This is a genomic window from Amycolatopsis sp. NPDC104819 (genome assembly GCF_055583145.1).
The window spans coordinates 727,489-743,725 of sequence record NZ_JBVJON010000002.1; the positions used below are offsets into that span (position 1 = coordinate 727,489).

Here is a 16,237-nt window from a genome sequence, read left to right on the forward strand (position 1 = left end):
CTGGCGTGGTCCGGCGTGATGATCCACTCCGGGTCCGTAGACTCTGCACGCCTGACGCACACCCCGACCCGTGCGTCAAGTCCCAGTCTGTGCACCGAGAGTCACCACCCGCTGGTCGTGGTTACGACGAGCGGGTGTAAATCATACGTTAATACTCGTGACGACCGTCACGATGTGGCTACAAGAGCACGCGTGACTCTGTGCAACGGCTTCCGGGGCGGCTACTTTCAGCGGCCAGTCAGGTCCCACGTGGGGACAGCCGTCCGACCGGACGGCCAGGTGGCATTTGGAGGAACGAGTGCAGAAAGCACGACTTGCGAAGGTCATCGTGCTGGCCGCAGCCGGGGCCGTTGCCCTGAGCGCGTGTTCGGCGCGCACGGACAGCGGTTCGGGTGACAGCAGCGCGAGCTCGCAGTCCCAGGCCGCGGCCCCGTCCGCCGCCGCCGACGCGGCCGACCCGGCCGGCGACGGCAAGGCGCAGTGCGCCCCGACCTCCATCGCGTACGCGGGCACCATCAACGGCGCCAACGCCGCGCTGGGCCAGAACATCCTGAACGGCGCGAAGCTCGCCGTCGACCAGCACAACAAGGCCAACGCGGGCTGCCAGGTCAAGCTGGAGCAGTTCGACACCGAAGGCACGCCGGACAAGGCGCCGGGCATCGTGACGCAGATCGTCAACACCCCGGGCATCATCGGTGTCGTCGGCCTGCCGTTCTCCGGTGAGTCGAAGGCCGCGGGCAACATCTTCAACGGTGCGGGCCTGGTCACGGTGACCCCGTCGGCCACCAACCCGACGCTGAGCCAGAACGGCTGGAAGACCTTCTTCCGCGGTCTGGGCAACGACAACACCCAGGGCCCGGCCGCCGCGAAGTTCATCACCGGCGAGCTCAAGGCCAACAAGGTGTGCGTCATCAAGGACGACTCCGACTACGGCACCGGCCTGGCGGCTTCGACCATCCAGGCGCTCGGCGACAAGGGCACCTGCCAGGACAGCGTCAAGACGAAGCAGACCGACTTCTCGGCCGTGGTCAACAAGATCAAGAGCGAGAAGCCGGACGCGGTGTTCTACTCCGGGTACTACCAGGAAGCCGCTCCCTTCGCGCAGCAGCTGAACGACGCGGGTGTCGAGGCCAAGTTCATCGGCCCGGACGGCGTGAAGGACGACGAGTTCGTCAAGGGCGCCGGCGAGGCGGCCGCGAAGGCGTACTTCACCTGCCCCTGCGTCCCGGCGGACCAGTTCACGAAGTTCACCGACGCCTACAAGTCGGCCTTCAGCAAGGACCCGGGCACCTACTCGCCCGAGGCCTACGACCTGGCGACGATCCTGCTCAAGGGCATCGACTCGGGCAAGAAGGACCGCGCGGGGCTGCTCGACTTCGTGAAGACCTATGACGGCCAGGGCATCACGAAGCACTTCAAGTGGGACGACAAGGGCGAGCTCTCCAGCACGACCGTGTGGACCTACAAGGTCGAGGGCGGGAAGATCGTCCGCAACACCGAGATCAAGTAGCGCAACGCTTCCGTTCTGATTACCGGGGTGCACGTCCGGCGGCTCGATCCCGCCGGGCCTGCACCCCGGTCCCACATGGAGAACTAGTGTGTCATTGACTCATCACGTGAGCTCGCTCGTGCTGGCCCAGAGCGACAGCTGGATCACGTTCGACGTGAACGCGTTCCTCGACCAGTTCTGGAACAACACGTTCGACGGGCTGGCCTACGGCAGCATCTACGCGCTGGTGGCGCTGGGCTACACCCTCGTCTACGGCGTCCTGAAGCTCATCAACTTCGCGCACTCCGAAGTCTTCATCTACGGCGTCTACGCGACCTGGTTCACCTTCTACGGCCTCGGGTTCCGGCCCGGCAACACCCCGACGCTCACCGCGATCGAGCTGATCGGCTTCCTGGTGCTCGCGTTGATCGCGTCGATGGCGGTCTCCGGCGGCACGGCGGTGGTCCTGGAACGGGTCGCCTACCGGCCGCTGAGAAAACGCGGGGCGCCGAAGCTGGTCTTCCTGATCACCGCGATCGGCGCTTCCTTCGTGTTGCAGCAGCTCATCTTCATCTGGCGGGGCGGCAACCCCGAGCTGGGCATCCGGCTCATGCGCAACCAGGAAGTCTTCACGCTCTTCGGCGGCAGCATCACCAACGTCACGATCATCACGGTGATCGCGTCGATCGTGCTGATGCTGGGCGTCAACTACTTCGTCAACAAGACCAAGTTCGGCCGCGGCATCCGCGCGGTGGCGCAGGACCCGGACACCGCGACGCTGATGGGCGTCAACAAGGAACGCGTCATCATGCTGACGTTCCTCATCGGCGGCCTGCTCGCCGGCGCGGCGGCCCTGTTCTACATGATGAAGATCCCGCAGGGCGCGTGGTACCAGGGCGGGTTCCTCCTCGGAATCAAGGCGTTCACCGCGGCGGTGCTCGGCGGGATCGGCAACCTGCGCGGCGCGCTGCTCGGCGGCCTGCTGCTCGGCGTCGCCGAGAACTACGGCCAGTCGCTGTTCGGTGGTGGCTGGCGTGACATCGTCGCGTTCGTCCTGCTGGTGCTCGTCCTGATGATCCGGCCCACCGGCATCCTCGGCGAGTCACTCGGAAAGGCGCGGGTATGACGACGACCACGACTCCGCCGGCCGCCGCGACCGGCACGAAGCGCACGTTCGGCGAGCGGTGGAACAACCTCAGCCGCGTCCAGCAGTGGGGTGTCCTGATCCCGCTGGTGGTGCTGATCTACCTGCTGCCGGTGCTGAACCCGCCGATCCTCACCACCCAGCCCGGGTACGACTTCCCGATCGCGATGTTCGAGGTGGCCCGCTACGCGCTGGTCGCCATCGGCCTCAACGTCGTGGTCGGCCAGGCCGGCCTGCTCGACCTCGGGTACGTCGGGTTCTTCGCCATCGGCGCGTACGTGATGGCGCTGTTCACCAGCCCCGACTCGTCGCTGTCGCACCTGCCGTTCCTCGTCGTGCTGCCGATCGCGATGGCCGTCACGATGATCTTCGGCGTGATCCTCGGGACACCCACGCTGCGGTTGCGCGGGGACTACCTGGCGATCGTGACGCTCGGGTTCGGCGAGATCGTCCGCCTGCTGGCGGACAACGTCGGCCCGCTGCGCGGCAACTCCGGCTTCAAGGAGGTCGGGCACCCGCCGGGCACGAACGCCGACGGCTCGGCGCTGTTCAACAACTCGAACGGCACGCCGTGGTACTGGCTGTGCGTCACGCTGATCATCGCCGTCCTGTTCCTGGTCGGGAACCTGGAGCGCAGCCGCGTCGGCCGCGCCTGGGTCGCCATCCGGGACGACGAGGACGCGGCGGAGATCATGGGCGTGCCGACGTTCAAGTTCAAGATCTGGGCGTTCATCAGCGGCGCGGCGATCGGCGGCCTCTCCGGCGCCCTCTACGCCGGTCAGCTCGGCTTCGTGAACAACCAGAAGTTCGACGTCGTCACGTCGATGCTGTTCCTGGCCGCGGTGATCCTCGGCGGCTCGGGCAACAAGGTCGGCGTCCTGCTCGGCGCGGCCGTGGTGGCCTACATCCCGCTGCGGTTCCAGGCGATCGCCGAGTACAAGTACCTGATCTTCGGCCTGGCGCTGATCATCCTGATGATCTTCCGCCCGCAGGGCCTGCTCGGCGCGCGCCAGCGGCTGCTCGCCTACGGCAGGCAGGCGTACCAGCGGCTGCTGGGCCGAGGTGAGCAGATCAGCAGTGACGGTGCGCTGCAGACCGAACCGACCCCGGGGAGCAAGTCATGACCGAGCCCCAGAACGGCGGTCCCGAGGTCGTCGCGGAGGGCGGCCTCGTCGCCGAGCTGCAGCAGATGACGGCCGAGGAGCGGGCCGAGCACGACGCCGAAGTCGCCGAAGTCGTCGCGCCGGACCGCGAGATCGAGGTCGAGGTCGGGCAGACGCTGCTCGAGGTCGACAACGTGACCATGCGCTTCGGCGGCCTGGTCGCGCTGGACGAGATCAACTTCGACATCCGGCGCGGCGAGATCCTCGGCCTGATCGGGCCGAACGGCGCGGGCAAGACGACGTGCTTCAACGCCATGACCGGCGTCTACCGGCCGACCTCCGGTGAGGTCCGGCTGGAAGGCAAGGCGCTGGGCAAGACGTCGCGGCACGGCATCACCCAGCTCGGCATCGCGCGGACGTTCCAGAACATCCGGCTCTTCAGCGAGATGACCGCTCTGGAGAACGTCGTCGTCGGCACCGACGCGCGGCACAAGACCAGCCTGCTCGGGGCGCTGCTGCGGCTGCCGCGGCACCACCACGAGGAGAAGGCCGCCGTCGAGAAGGCGATGGCCCTGCTGGAGTTCGTCGGCATCGCCGACCGCGCGGCCGACCGGGCGAAGAACCTGCCCTACGGCTACCAGCGGCGCCTGGAGATCGCGCGGGCGCTGGCCACCGAGCCGAAGCTGCTCTGCCTGGACGAGCCCGCGGCGGGCTTCAACCCGGCGGAGAAGGAGCAGCTCATGGAGCTGATCCGGACGATCCGCGACGACGGGTACACCGTGCTGCTGATCGAACACGACATGAAGCTCGTCATGGGCGTGACGGACCGGATCGTGGTGCTGGAGTTCGGCAAGAAGATCGCCGAAGGAGTGCCGGCGGAGATCCGCGAGAACCCCGCGGTGATCGCGGCCTACCTGGGGGTGCCTGACGATGACGTTGCTTGAGCTGTCGGACGTGTCCGTCCACTACGGACGGATCCAGGCGGTGTCCGGGCTGTCCATCTCGGTGAACGAGGGCGAGATCGTCACGCTGATCGGGGCCAACGGCGCCGGCAAGTCCACGACGATGCGGGCCATCTCGGGGATCCGCCCGATCTCGAGCGGGAAGATCTCCTTCGCCGGTGAGGACATCTCCAAGCTGCGCGGTGACCTCCGCGTGGTCCGCGGGATCTCGCAGGCGCCGGAAGGCCGGGGCATCTTCCCCGGCATGACGGTGATGGAGAACCTCGACATGGGCGCGTACGCCCGCAAGGACCGCAAGGACCTCAGCGGCGACCTGGAGCGGGTGTTCGAGCTGTTCCCGCGCCTGGCGGAGCGCAAGACCCAGCTGGGCGGCACGATGTCCGGCGGCGAACAGCAGATGCTCGCCATCGGGCGCGCCCTGATGGCGAAGCCGAAGCTGCTGCTGCTGGACGAGCCGTCGATGGGGCTGGCCCCGCAGTTCATCCAGCAGATCTTCCGGATCATCACGGAGATCAACAAGCAGGGCACCACCGTGCTGCTGGTGGAGCAGAACGCGCAGCAGGCGCTCTCGCGGGCCCACCGGGCCTACGTGCTGGAGACCGGGCAGATCACGAAGTCCGGCACCGGCAAGGAGCTGCTGGCGGACAACAGCATCAAGGAGGCGTACCTGGGCGTCGGCTGACGTCCGGAGCTTCCCCTCACCGGCCCCGTGCGCACTCGCGCACGGGGCCGGTTCTGTTCACAACCATCGGTTGTCACCGGCGCCGGAAAGGCTGTTGGACCCGCCGCTCCTTCCCACGGTTTGCTTGGGGCATACCAAGAACCGAGGGAGCACACGATGATCGAGGGAATCGCGGCCGGCGTGCCGTTCGTGGCGATGCCGCCGGCGAACCCGGACGCGCCGGCGGTGCTGGTCGCGGGCTGGCACCTGATGGACGCGCCGGCCAGCGAGCAGGCGATGGCCGCCGCCGTCCCGATGGCGAGGCTGCAGGCGTGGCGGGTGTACTTCGGCCTGCCGCTGACCGGCGCCCGGCTGCCCGAAGGCGGTCCCGAAGAAGTCTTCCGGCGGGCCGGCGAGGACGCCGTGCTGAACATGTTCGAGCCGGTCACCGAGCAGGCGGCGGGGGAGTTCCCGGCGGCGCTGGCCGAGCTGCGCGACCGGCTGCCGGGCGCGACCGGGCCGCTGGGCGTGTTCGGCGGCTCGGCCGGGGCGATCGTCGCCCTGGAGGTGCTGGCGCGCGGAGACGTCGAAATCGCGGCCGGCGCGGTCGCCAGCCCCGTGGTCCGGCTCGCGCCGATGATCGCCGCCAACGAACGGCGCTACGGCGTGACCTACGCGTGGACCGAGCGGTCCCTCGCGGTGGCGGCGCGCTACGACTACGTGAACCGGGCCGGCGAGCTGAGCGCGCCGCTGCTGCTCATCGCCGGCGCGGACGACGACGTCGCCGTGCGCGAGCCCGCCGCGACCCTGAGCGAGAAGCTGGGGACCGAGCTGGTGACGGTCGACGGGATGGCGCACGAGTTCCCGCCGGGGACGGCGGCCGCGGCCGCCGTCGACACGGCGTTCAGCGAGTGGTTCGCGCGGCGGCTGCGAGGCTGAGGTCCTCGTCCGGCAGCCAGGCGTGGCCGGGGTCGTAGGCGCACCAGTCCTCTTCGCGGCTGGTGCGCCCGGCCAGGGCCAGCAGCCGCCGCAGCGCCGGGTTCGTGTTCCCGCGCCGCCACACCAGCGACCACGGGAACAGCGGTGACGGCGCGAACGGCAGCACCTTCAGGTTGAGGTCGGGCGCGAGCTCCATGTCCGCCCCGGCCAGGGTGACGCGGCGCTTGCCGTACCGCGTCTGCTCCAGGGTGTGCCGCAGGTCGTAGCTGACGCCGGAGTCGTCGATCGGGACGTCGAACCGGGCGCACATCGCCGCGAGGTAGGACAGCCATTCGGCGGCGCCGCCGGACCCGGGCAGCCAGATCCCGTCGGCGCGCAGCTCTTCGAGCGGCAGCACGTCCAGCTGGGCCAGCGGGTGTTCCGGGGCGAGCAGCGCGACCAGCGGTTCGAGCCGGACGACCCGGTGCTCCAGCTCGTCCGGCAGCGGCCGCCCGAAGCCGGTCACCCGGCCGAAGGCGGCGTCGAGCTCGCCGGACAGCAGCGGCTCGACCGCGTGGGCGAACCCGGCGCCGGCGACCCGGTCGATCCGCAGCGCGGGCTCCCGCGCGGCGAGCCGGCGGAGCAGGAACATCGGGGAGAGCCGGACGTCGACCAGGTCGAGGCGCAGCGGCCGGTCGCCGGCACCGAGCGCGGCCACCGCGGCGTCGGCCACCCGCAGCAGCTCACGCGCGTGCGCGAGGAAGCGCTCACCCTCGGCGGTGAGCTCGACCGAGCGGCGGGTGCGCCGGAACAACGGCGTGGCCAGCGCTTCCTCGAGCTTCCGGATGCGCTTCGACAACGCCTGCTGGGTCAGGAACAGCGCCTGGGCGGCCCGCCCGAAGTGGAGCTGCTCCGCGGTGACGACGAACGCCCGCACCTGGGCGAGGTCGAGGTCCACCGGCTCACGCGCCCGGCGGGCGGTCCCGGACGACGCAGGTCAGCCGGGCGGTGCAGGTGCGGCGGCCCTCGTCGTCGGTCAGGACGATCTCGGCGGTGATCGTGCCGCGGCCGACGTGCAGCGGGGTCGCGACGCCGGTGACCGTGCCCGAGCGGACGGCCCGGTGGTGGGTGCAGGACAGCTCCAGCCCCATCGCCGCGCGGCCCGGGCCCGCGTTCAACGCGGCCACCGTGGACCCCAGCGCCTCGGCGAGGACGGCGTTGGCGCCGCCGTGCAGCAGGCCGTACGGCTGGAGGTTGCCCTCGACCGGGATGGTGCCGACGACCCGCTCGGCCGTCGCTTCCAGCAGTTTCATCCCGACCTTGTCGTTCAGCTGCTGGTCCGCCGCCGCCGGGTCGATGCCCGACAGCCGCTCCACGTCGATGGGGGCGGCACTGTCCGTCACACAAAGCTCCTGTTCCTATGCGACACGTAAGAGTGTCAGACCCTCAGCCTAGACTCGGCCCCGTGAGCCCGAGTGAGAAGACGACCGTTGCCAACGCCACAGGAACCACCGCGACCGGAACCAGCGCGGAGCAGCCGAAGCTGCTGCTGATCGACGGTCATTCGATGGCCTACCGCGCGTTCTTCGCGCTGCCCGCCGAGAACTTCAAGACCAAGACCGGGCAGGTCACGAACGCGGTCTTCGGGTTCACGTCGATGCTCATCAACCTGCTGCGCGACGAGGCGCCCACGCACCTGGCGGTGGCGTTCGACCTCTCGCGCAAGACGTTCCGCTCGGAGACCTTCGCCGACTACAAGGCGAACCGCAGCACGACGCCGGACGAGTTCCGCGGCCAGGTCGACCTGGTGCGCGAGGTCCTCGACGTGCTCGGCATCCCGTCGCTGACGAAGGAGAACTTCGAGGCCGACGACATCATCGCCACGCTCACGACGCAGGCGACGGCCGACGGCTTCGACGTCCTCATCTGTACGGGTGACCGAGACGCGCTGCAGCTGGTCACCGAGCAGGTCACCGTGCTGTACCCGAAGCGCGGCGTCTCGGAGATGACCCGGTTCACCCCGGCCGCCGTCGAGGAGAAGTACGGCCTCACCCCGCAGCAGTACCCGGACTTCGCGGCGCTGCGCGGCGATCCGTCGGACAACCTGCCGAACATCCCCGGCGTCGGCGAGAAGACCGCGGCCAAGTGGATCAAGCAGTTCGGCTCGCTCGACGACCTGATCGACCGCGTCGACGAGGTCAAGGGCAAGGCCGGCGACGCGTTGCGCGCGCACCTGTCCTCGGTCCAGCTGAACCGCCAGCTCACCGAGCTGATCCGGAATGTCGAGCTGGAGGTCGGCCCGTCGGGGCTGGAGCTGCGCCCGTGGGATCGCGAAGCGGTGCACGCGCTGTTCGACGAGCTGGAGTTCCGCGTCCTGCGCGACCGGCTGTTCGCGACGCTGCAGAGCGCCGAACCCGAGGCCGACGAGGGCTTCGAGGTCTCGGGGGACGCGCTGGCCCCCGGCGCGCTCGGGGCGTGGCTCGCCACGCACGCGGCCGGTGGCGAGCCGGTCGCGCTGGCCTTCCGCGCCGCCGGCGCCTCGGTCCGGTCCGACCTGCGCGCGGTGGCCTTCGCATCGGCGGACGGCGAAGGCGCGTACGTCGACGTCACGGCGATGGACCAGGCGGACGACACGGCGCTGGCGGCGTGGCTCGCCGACCCGAAGATCCGCAAGACCGGCCACGACCTCAAGGTCCCGCTGCATGCGATCCGCGCCCGCGGCTGGGTGCTCGCCGGGCTCGCCATGGACACCGCGCTGGCCGCCTATCTCGTGCGGCCGGGCCAGCGCACGTTCGAGCTGGACGACCTCGCGCTGCGCTACCTGCACCGCGAGCTGCGCTCGGAGACCGACGGCGGCGACGGGCAGCTGTCGCTGCTCGACGGCGGCGCGGAAGGCCTGGAACAGAAGGAGATCCAGGAAGAGCTGGTCAAGGCGCGGGCCATCTTCGAGCTGGGCGGCGCGCTCGAGAAGGAGCTGGAGCAGATCGGCGGCGCGCGGCTGCTCGCCGAGCTGGAGCTGCCGCTGCTCGAAGTGATCACCGAGCTGGAGATCGCCGGCGTGGCCGTCGACCTCGAGCAGCTGACCACGCTCGAAGCGCACTACCTGTCGCGCGTGACGCAGGCGGCCGAAGCCGCGTACGAGGTGATCGGCAAGCAGATCAACCTCGGATCGCCGAAGCAGCTGCAGGTCGTGCTGTTCGACGAGCTCGGCATGCCGAAGACCAAGCGCACCAAGACCGGCTACACGACCGACGCCGAGGCGCTGCAGGGCCTGTTCGAGAAGACCGAGCACCCGTTCCTGCAGCACATGCTGGAGCACCGGGACGCGACGAAGCTGCGCACCACGGTCGAAGGGCTGATCAAGTCCGTCGCCGACGACGGCCGCATCCACACCACCCTGCTGCAGACGATCGCGGCCACCGGGCGGCTGTCCTCGACCGAGCCGAACCTGCAGAACATCCCGGTCCGCACCGAAGAGGGCCGCCGCATCCGCGACGCGTTCGTCGTCGGCCAGGGCTTCACCGAGCTGATGACCGCGGACTACAGCCAGATCGAAATGCGGATCATGGCGCACCTCTCGAAGGACGAGGGCCTCATCGAGGCGTTCCACTCCGGCGAGGACCTGCACACGTTCGTCGCGTCGCGGGCGTTCTCGCTGCCGCCGGAGGAGATCACGCCGGAGCTGCGCTACCGCGTCAAGGCGATGTCGTACGGCCTCGCGTACGGGCTGTCAGCGTATGGGCTGTCGGCGCAGCTGCGGATCTCGACCGAAGACGCCAAGGAGCAGATGGAGGCGTACTTCGCCCGCTTCGGCGGCGTGCGCGACTACCTCCACTCGGTGGTCGGCGAGGCGGCCAAGTGCGGCTACACCGAGACGATCTTCGGTCGCCGCCGGTACCTGCCGGACCTCAACAGCGACAACCGCCAGCGCCGCGAGATGGCCGAGCGGATGGCGCTGAACGCCCCGATCCAGGGCAGCGCGGCGGACATCATCAAGGTCGCGATGCTCACCGTCCACCAGGAGCTGGTCAAGGCGAAGCTGAAGAGCCGGATCCTGCTGCAGGTCCACGACGAGCTCGTGCTCGAGGTCGCCGACGGCGAGCGGGAGCAGCTGGAGGCGCTCGTGCGCCAGGGCATGGGCTCGGCCTACGACCTGGCCGTGCCGCTGGAGGTCTCGGTCGGCTACGGCCGGTCCTGGAACGAAGCCGCGCACTAGAAGCTCGGCGCCGAGGCGGACGAGGCGCCGTGACTTCACCCCGGGCCGCAAGCCCCTTCACTCTGCGCCACGACCCGAATCACCGGGTCGTGGCGCGGGTGTACTCGGGCGGACGTCGTCGGGCGGCGCCGGCGGCGGCGAAGCTGTCCGGCATGGCCAGTGACTTTCAGCGACGCAAGATCTCCGGCATCTTCGGCGCGATGGACGCCGACGACGACGGCTACCTCACGGAGTCCGACTTCCGGGCCCTCACCACGAGATGGCTCGAGGTGCGCGGCACCGACGGCGGCTCCCCGGACGGGGAGAAGCTCGCCTCGATCATGATGGGCTGGTGGGCGACGCTGCTGGAGGCGTCCGACCGCGACCGCGACGGCAAGGTCTCGCTCGACGAGGTCCTCGACGTCGTCGACGGGCTGCCGCAGATGCCGGCCGCGGTCACCGGCACCGCGGCGGCGATGTTCGAGGCGGTGGACGAAAACGGCGACGGCACCATTTCGGCCGCCGAGTACCACCGCATGATCACCGCCTGGAACGGCCTCGAAGCGCCGACCGACGAGATCTTCGCCCTCCTCGACGCCGACGGTGACGGCCGCATCTCGCGGGCCGAGTTCTCGGGCCACTGGTACGAGTTCTGGGCCGGCGACGATCCGGCGGCGCCCGGCAGCTGGGTGTTCGGCCGGGTCTGAACCACTCACCGGGACACCAAACCCCTTGGCGTTACGACGAACGGAGGACTCCGTTCGGGTGAGCCATTACCGCTGGGTAGGGAGGTCGGCGCTCACCGGCGGGCGATCACGGCGTAGGGTCCGCCGAATGGGGTTCGAGCGTGAACGGCGACGCTGGCGGGTTCGGCTGCACGACGAACTCGGCCGGGTGTGCGGGGCGGGCACGGTGCTCGACGAGTACCACGTGCTTACGAGCGCGCACGTCGTCGAAGCCGCCGGGGGACCGCGGTCCGCGCTGAGCGTCGACTTCGTCGGACTGGCCGAAGCCCTGCCCGGCACCGCCACCGTCGTGGAGGGGTGCTGGGTGCCCTCCGACGGCGGCGGCCACGGTGATCTCGCCCTGCTGCGCCTGGAACGTCCCGAATCCCGCGTGTTCCGCGCCCCGCTGCACCGCATGCCCCTCGGCGAGCACCAGCTCGTCCGCGCGTTCGGGTTCCCGCCCGGGTCGGTCGGCCGCTGGACCCACGCGCGCCTCGGCGGCCCGGAACAGACCGGCGGCGAATGGGTCCGCCTCTTCCGCACCGCCGAAGCCGAGCCGATCGGCCCCGGGTTCGGCGGCACGGCCGTGCTCGACGAGGCGACCGGGCACGTCGTCGGCATGGTCGTCGGCAAGGACACCGGCACCTGGATGGTGCCGGTCGAGACGATGCTGGGGCACCTGCCGCAGCTGAGCATCTGGACCTCGGGCAGCCCGGCCGTCGACGCCAGCTTTTCCCGCCCGGTCGGCGAAGCCGTCGACGTCTCGTTCGTGCAGAGCGTCGCGGACTGGTTCGCCAAGGCCGAGCCCGGCACGGTCTGGGTCGTCGACACCGGGGAGGCCGGCTCGCCCGTCGCGGCGGCACTGCGGTTCGGCATCGTGCTGGCCGACCGCGAGCGCTCCCTCGGTGTCCCCGGCCTGCCGCCGACGCTCGGCTCGATGCCGCCGGCGGGCAGCGTCGACCTCGCCGTCGACGCCACCGGCCGCACCGCCGACGCCGTCCGGCACCGCATCGAAGACCGGCTCACCACCGGGGTCGCCGGCCGCACGCTCGTCGTCGACGCGATCGACGACTCCGCCGAGCCCGACCGGCTCGTCGGCGAGGTGCTCGCCCCGCTCGCGGGCCGCGCGGTCGAGCTCGGACTGCGGCTGCTGCTGGGATTCCGCGAGGAGTCGTCGCCGGGGGTCGCGGCCGTGCAGGCGGGGACGTTCCAGGCCCGCCCGGCCGCGGACGACCTGTCCGGCCGGCTCGACGTGCTCACCCAGTCCGTCGAGGAGCTCGGCGAGATCGAGGCGTACCAGCTGCGCGTGGCGACGCGCTTCACCGGCGTCGCGATGCTGCCGGCCCGCGCCCAGCGGCTGCGCGCCGCGCTCAAGCAGCTGCGCTCGGCCGAGGTCGACGGCGACGCGGAGTGGGTGGAGCGCCACATCGACAGCCACGAGCACGCGGTGGCCCCGGCGGTCGAGGACGGCCGCCGCCAGCGAGCGGTGCTCGACGGCCTGGTCGCCCGCCGCGAGGAGCTGCGCGCCCGCCTCGCGGGCGACCACGAGCTGGCCCGCGAGCAGGGCCTGGACGGCGACCCGGAGCTGGAGCAGGCGTACGTCCCGGCGAAGCGCCTGCTGATCGACGGCCCCTGCGAGCTGACCGCGGCGGCGACGGCGGTGGACAGCTACGCGGCGGCGGTGCGGGCCCGCATCGAGGACCGCGCCTGAGCCGATGCAGTGAATGACTCATTCATGTCGCCAGACGCCATGAATGAGTCATTCATGGCATCGCCGGGCCGGAACTGTCGGTGCCGGACGGTAGCGTGGAGATCGGGGGGCGGCGCCCAGCCGTCGCTAACGCCGTCCCAGACCGCGGATCAGCACCATCACCGCGTCGCGGACCTCCGCCCGCGTCCGCTGCGGCCCGAACACCTGCCAGTCCAGCGCCACCACCAGCATGGTGCCGAACAACCCGGCCGCCGCGGTCGGGATCTGCACCCCTTCCGGCAGCCGCCCGGCCGACTCCAACCGGGACAGCTGGTCCTTGACGATCGAGATGATCTCCTCGCGCAGCAGCGAAAGCGTGTCGTGCCACTGCCCCGGTGTCCGCCACAGCTCGCTCACCAGGATCTGCGAGAACCCCGGGTAGCGGGCGATGAACTCCAGCGTCGTGTCGACCTGCGCCTCGATCACCTCGAGCGGGTCCGCCTCGGTGACGGCGGCGCGCAGCTGCCCGGCGAGCATGTCGACGCCGTAGCGCAGCAAAGCGTCGACGAGCCCGTCCTTCGACCCGAAGTTGTAGTAGACCGTGCCCTTGGCGACGCCCGCCGCGGCGGCGATGTCGTCGACCGTCAGACCCACCAGGCCCCGGCTCTTCGAGAGCTCCAGCGTGGCCTCGAAGAGCTTCTGCTTGGTCGCGCCGCTCACAGGCTGAGCTCGGGCTTGAGGGCCGACACCGTCCAAACGCGACGCTTGCGCGCGGCCAGCGTGGACACGAGGACCCCGCCTGCCAGGTAGGCCAGCAACACGCCGATGTCTCCCAGGATCTGCACGGTGGCGCCACTGTAGAACAGGTGGCGGAAGCCGTCGATGGCGTACCCCATCGGCAGCACCACGTGCAGCGGGTAGAGCGCGTCCGGGATCGTCTGCCACGGGAACGTGCCGCCCGCGCTGACCAGCTGCAGCACCAGCAGCACCAGCCCGAGGAACTTGCCGACCGCGCCGAAGAACGCGTTGAGCGCGTGCACCACCGACGTGAACGTCAGCGACACCAGCACCGCGAACCCGATCGCGCCCAGCGGGTGGGCGATGTGGATGCCGACGAGCCACGTCACCGCGCCGAACAGGACGACCACCTGGGCGACGCCGAGGAGCGCCGAGGACAGCCAGCCGCCGACCGCGACGCGGAACGGGGACGCGCCCGCCGTCAGCGCCCGGGTCGAGAGCGGGCGCAGGATCAGGAACAGCACGAACGCGCCGATCCAGGTGGCTAGCGAGATGAAGAACGGCGCCAGGCCCGCGCCGTAGGTCCCCGCCGACGCCTCGCCGTTGGCGTTGACCGCCACCGGGTCCGCGATCGTGTTCGCCGTGGCCGAGCGGGTGGGGTCGTCCGGGTTCGGGATCTCCTTGAGCCCGGCCGAAAGCCCGTCGCGCAGCTTCACCGCGCCGTCCGCGAGCTGGTTCGTGCCGGTGACGGCGGTCTTCTCGCCGTCGTCGAGCTTCGCGGCGCCGTCACGCAGCTGGTTCGCGCCGTCGGACGCCTGGGCGATGCCGTTCGCCAGCTGCGGGGACGCCGCGGCGAGCTTCGCCGCGCCGTCGGACACCTGCCGCGCGCCGTCGGCCAGCTTCGCGAGGTCGCCGTTGGCCTGCTGGATCTTGCCGTTGGCCTGGTCGACGGGGGAGCGCAGCTGGTCGGCCTTCGCGACGATCGCCTGGATCTGCGCCTCCGGCACCCCGGCGTCGCGCAGGTCGGTGACGAGCTGGGTGCGGTAACCGTCGAGCTTGCCCTGGATGTCGGACGACGCCGTCGCGGCCAGCGACGCCGCGTCGGCCACCTTCTGGTCCCCGGTGGCCACCTGTGAAGCGCCGTCGGCGAGCTTCTGCGTCTGGGACGGCAGGTCCGCGGTGCTGCTCTTCAACGTGCCGAGCCCGGTGGCGAGCGTCGCCGAGCCGTCCGCGAGCTGCGAAGCGCCGCCGGCGAGCTGCTGCTGCCCGGACTTGAGCTGCGTGGCGCCGTCCGCGAGCTGCGCGGCGCCCGTCGAGGCCTCCTGGATCTTGCCGTAGATGGTGGAGAAGCCGACCAGGAACCGGTCCGCGGCCTCGCTGCCGACCTTCTCCGCGATCGTCTTGCGCACCTGCTCGGCGACCTGCTTCGCGATCGTGCCGGACAGGTAGTTGTTCGCGTCGTTGGTGGTCAGCGTGATCGTCGCCTGCTGCGGCTGGAAGTTGCCGACCGACAGCAGTGCCGCGGAGAAGCCGCTCGGAATGCCGATGGCGAACGAGTACTTGTCGTCGCGGACGCCGTCGCGGGCCTCCTGCTCGGACACCTCGTGCCACTGGAACGTGCCGGACTTGACCAGCTCGTCGGTGACTTCGCGGCCGACGTTGCGCTGCTGGCCGCTCGCGTCCTGCGCGCCGGTGTCACTGGTGAAGACGGCGGCGGGCAGCTTGTCCAGCCGGCCGTACGGGTCGTAGTTCGCGTACAGGTAGAAGGACGCGTAGAGCAGCGGCACCAGCACGAGCGCGACCAGCGCCAGCTTCGGCATCGTGCCGGTGGACAGGCGGCGCAGCTCGTTGCGGGCGATCCGGAAGGCGTTCATTCTTCGACTCCGTCAGTGCTCGCGGGGAGCTCTTCGGTGGGTTCGGGTCGGGGTTCGGGTTCAGGGGAGTGGTGCTGCGGCTCCGGCTGTTCGGCCGAGCCGATGCGGGCGGGCTCGAACGGCAGGGCGGACAGCGGTGTCGTCGCGGTCAGCACGACCACGGCGAGACCGCGCTCGGCCAGCTCCCGCGCGAGCCCGGCCCAGCTGCCGACGTCACTGGTGTGCCGGTCCGGCGTGTCCAGCACGAGCACGCGGACGCCCTTGCGCTCCGCGGCCAGCTCGGTGAGCAGCCGGGTGCGCAGGGTGGGCGCGAGGTTCTCGAACCGCGTGCCCGCGTACGGCGCGGCGTCGTGCCCGGCCAGCCAGCGGGCCACGTCCTCCTTGCCCGCCGGGCGGTGGGCGAGCGCCAGCTCCTCGCCGACGACCACACGCAGGCTCAGCGCCTCGTCGGGCTCGCTGACGCCGGGCGCGTCGACGATCGCGACGAGCCCGGGCAGGGGAGCGTCGACGCCTTCGGCGTGCACAGTGCCGGTGGAGGGCCTGAGCCGGCCGGCCAGCGCGAGGCCGAACGCGGTGACGCCGACGCCGGGTTCGCCGTGCACGATCGCCAGGTCACCCTCGCCGACGGTCAGCGAGGTGGGCGGTAACAAGGTGCCGTGGTGCCCTTCGAGGGACACGCGATCGGCTCGGACCTGCACGGGAGGCTCCAGCATCTTTTGAACTGACTGGTCAGTTCAA

General features: G+C 70.6%; 14 protein-coding genes. 9 read left to right on the forward strand and 5 right to left on the reverse strand.

From position 1 onward, the window contains the following. The first annotated feature begins 328 nt into the window (after positions 1 to 328). From ACZ63E_RS08495 to ACZ63E_RS08520, 6 genes are all read left to right on the forward strand, one after another. On the forward strand, positions 329 to 1,510 hold the full coding sequence (locus ACZ63E_RS08495) for a branched-chain amino acid ABC transporter substrate-binding protein (protein WP_465335520.1): 1,182 nt from the start codon (positions 329 to 331) through the stop codon (positions 1,508 to 1,510). 106 nt (positions 1,511 to 1,616) lie between these two features. Beyond that, positions 1,617 to 2,615: a branched-chain amino acid ABC transporter permease gene (locus tag ACZ63E_RS08500; RefSeq protein ID WP_465309999.1), complete on the forward strand. Its 999-nt coding sequence runs from the start codon at positions 1,617 to 1,619 to the stop codon at positions 2,613 to 2,615. Beyond that, positions 2,612 to 3,757: a branched-chain amino acid ABC transporter permease gene (locus tag ACZ63E_RS08505; protein WP_465335396.1), complete on the forward strand. Its 1,146-nt coding sequence runs from the start codon at positions 2,612 to 2,614 to the stop codon at positions 3,755 to 3,757. The genes ACZ63E_RS08500 and ACZ63E_RS08505 overlap by 4 nt, the downstream gene beginning before the upstream one ends. Then, positions 3,754 to 4,680, forward strand: a complete 927-nt coding sequence (locus tag ACZ63E_RS08510; protein WP_465335397.1) for an ABC transporter ATP-binding protein — start codon at positions 3,754 to 3,756, stop codon at positions 4,678 to 4,680. Before ACZ63E_RS08505 ends, ACZ63E_RS08510 begins: the two co-directional genes overlap by 4 nt. Further along, on the forward strand, positions 4,667 to 5,380 hold the full coding sequence (locus ACZ63E_RS08515; protein WP_465310002.1) for an ABC transporter ATP-binding protein: 714 nt from the start codon (positions 4,667 to 4,669) through the stop codon (positions 5,378 to 5,380). Before ACZ63E_RS08510 ends, ACZ63E_RS08515 begins: the two co-directional genes overlap by 14 nt. Positions 5,381 to 5,536: 156 nt before the next feature. Further along, the gene (locus tag ACZ63E_RS08520) at positions 5,537 to 6,298 is read left to right on the forward strand and encodes an alpha/beta hydrolase family protein (RefSeq protein ID WP_465335398.1); all 762 of its coding nucleotides are present in this window, start codon (positions 5,537 to 5,539) and stop codon (positions 6,296 to 6,298) included. Here ACZ63E_RS08520 and ACZ63E_RS08525 read toward each other — a convergent pair. Then, positions 6,264 to 7,235: a LysR family transcriptional regulator gene (locus ACZ63E_RS08525; RefSeq protein ID WP_465335399.1), complete on the reverse strand. Its 972-nt coding sequence runs from the start codon at positions 7,233 to 7,235 to the stop codon at positions 6,264 to 6,266. The two genes, ACZ63E_RS08520 and ACZ63E_RS08525, sit on opposite strands and share 35 nt — an antisense overlap. Before the next feature lie 4 nt (positions 7,236 to 7,239). Beyond that, a complete protein-coding gene (locus ACZ63E_RS08530; protein ID WP_410672442.1) occupies positions 7,240 to 7,680 on the reverse strand; it encodes a hotdog fold thioesterase in 441 nt (146 codons plus the stop codon). 62 nt (positions 7,681 to 7,742) lie between these two features. Between ACZ63E_RS08530 and polA the strand changes: the two genes are divergently transcribed. From polA to ACZ63E_RS08545, 3 genes are all read left to right on the forward strand, one after another. Then, positions 7,743 to 10,493: a DNA polymerase I gene (gene polA, locus ACZ63E_RS08535; RefSeq protein WP_465335400.1), complete on the forward strand. Its 2,751-nt coding sequence runs from the start codon at positions 7,743 to 7,745 to the stop codon at positions 10,491 to 10,493. Between the two features lie 152 nt (positions 10,494 to 10,645). After that, positions 10,646 to 11,179, forward strand: a complete 534-nt coding sequence (locus ACZ63E_RS08540; protein ID WP_465335401.1) for an EF-hand domain-containing protein — start codon at positions 10,646 to 10,648, stop codon at positions 11,177 to 11,179. Positions 11,180 to 11,306: 127 nt separating this feature from the next. Continuing rightward, a complete protein-coding gene (locus tag ACZ63E_RS08545) occupies positions 11,307 to 12,908 on the forward strand; it encodes a S1 family peptidase (protein WP_465335402.1) in 1,602 nt (533 codons plus the stop codon). Positions 12,909 to 13,034: 126 nt separating this feature from the next. On the opposite strand, the gene ACZ63E_RS08550 is transcribed toward ACZ63E_RS08545, so the two are convergent. The 3 genes from ACZ63E_RS08550 to ACZ63E_RS08560 are packed head-to-tail and all read right to left on the reverse strand — an operon-like array spanning position 13,035 to position 16,197. Further along, the gene (locus tag ACZ63E_RS08550) at positions 13,035 to 13,607 is read right to left on the reverse strand and encodes a TetR/AcrR family transcriptional regulator (protein ID WP_465335403.1); all 573 of its coding nucleotides are present in this window, start codon (positions 13,605 to 13,607) and stop codon (positions 13,035 to 13,037) included. Continuing rightward, complete coding sequence (locus ACZ63E_RS08555; protein ID WP_465335404.1) at positions 13,604 to 15,499, reverse strand: YhgE/Pip family protein; 1,896 nt, start codon at positions 15,497 to 15,499, stop codon at positions 13,604 to 13,606. The genes ACZ63E_RS08550 and ACZ63E_RS08555 overlap by 4 nt, the downstream gene beginning before the upstream one ends. Next, complete coding sequence (locus ACZ63E_RS08560) at positions 15,496 to 16,197, reverse strand: ABC transporter ATP-binding protein (RefSeq protein ID WP_465335521.1); 702 nt, start codon at positions 16,195 to 16,197, stop codon at positions 15,496 to 15,498. Before ACZ63E_RS08560 ends, ACZ63E_RS08555 begins: the two co-directional genes overlap by 4 nt. Positions 16,198 to 16,237 lie beyond the last annotated feature (40 nt).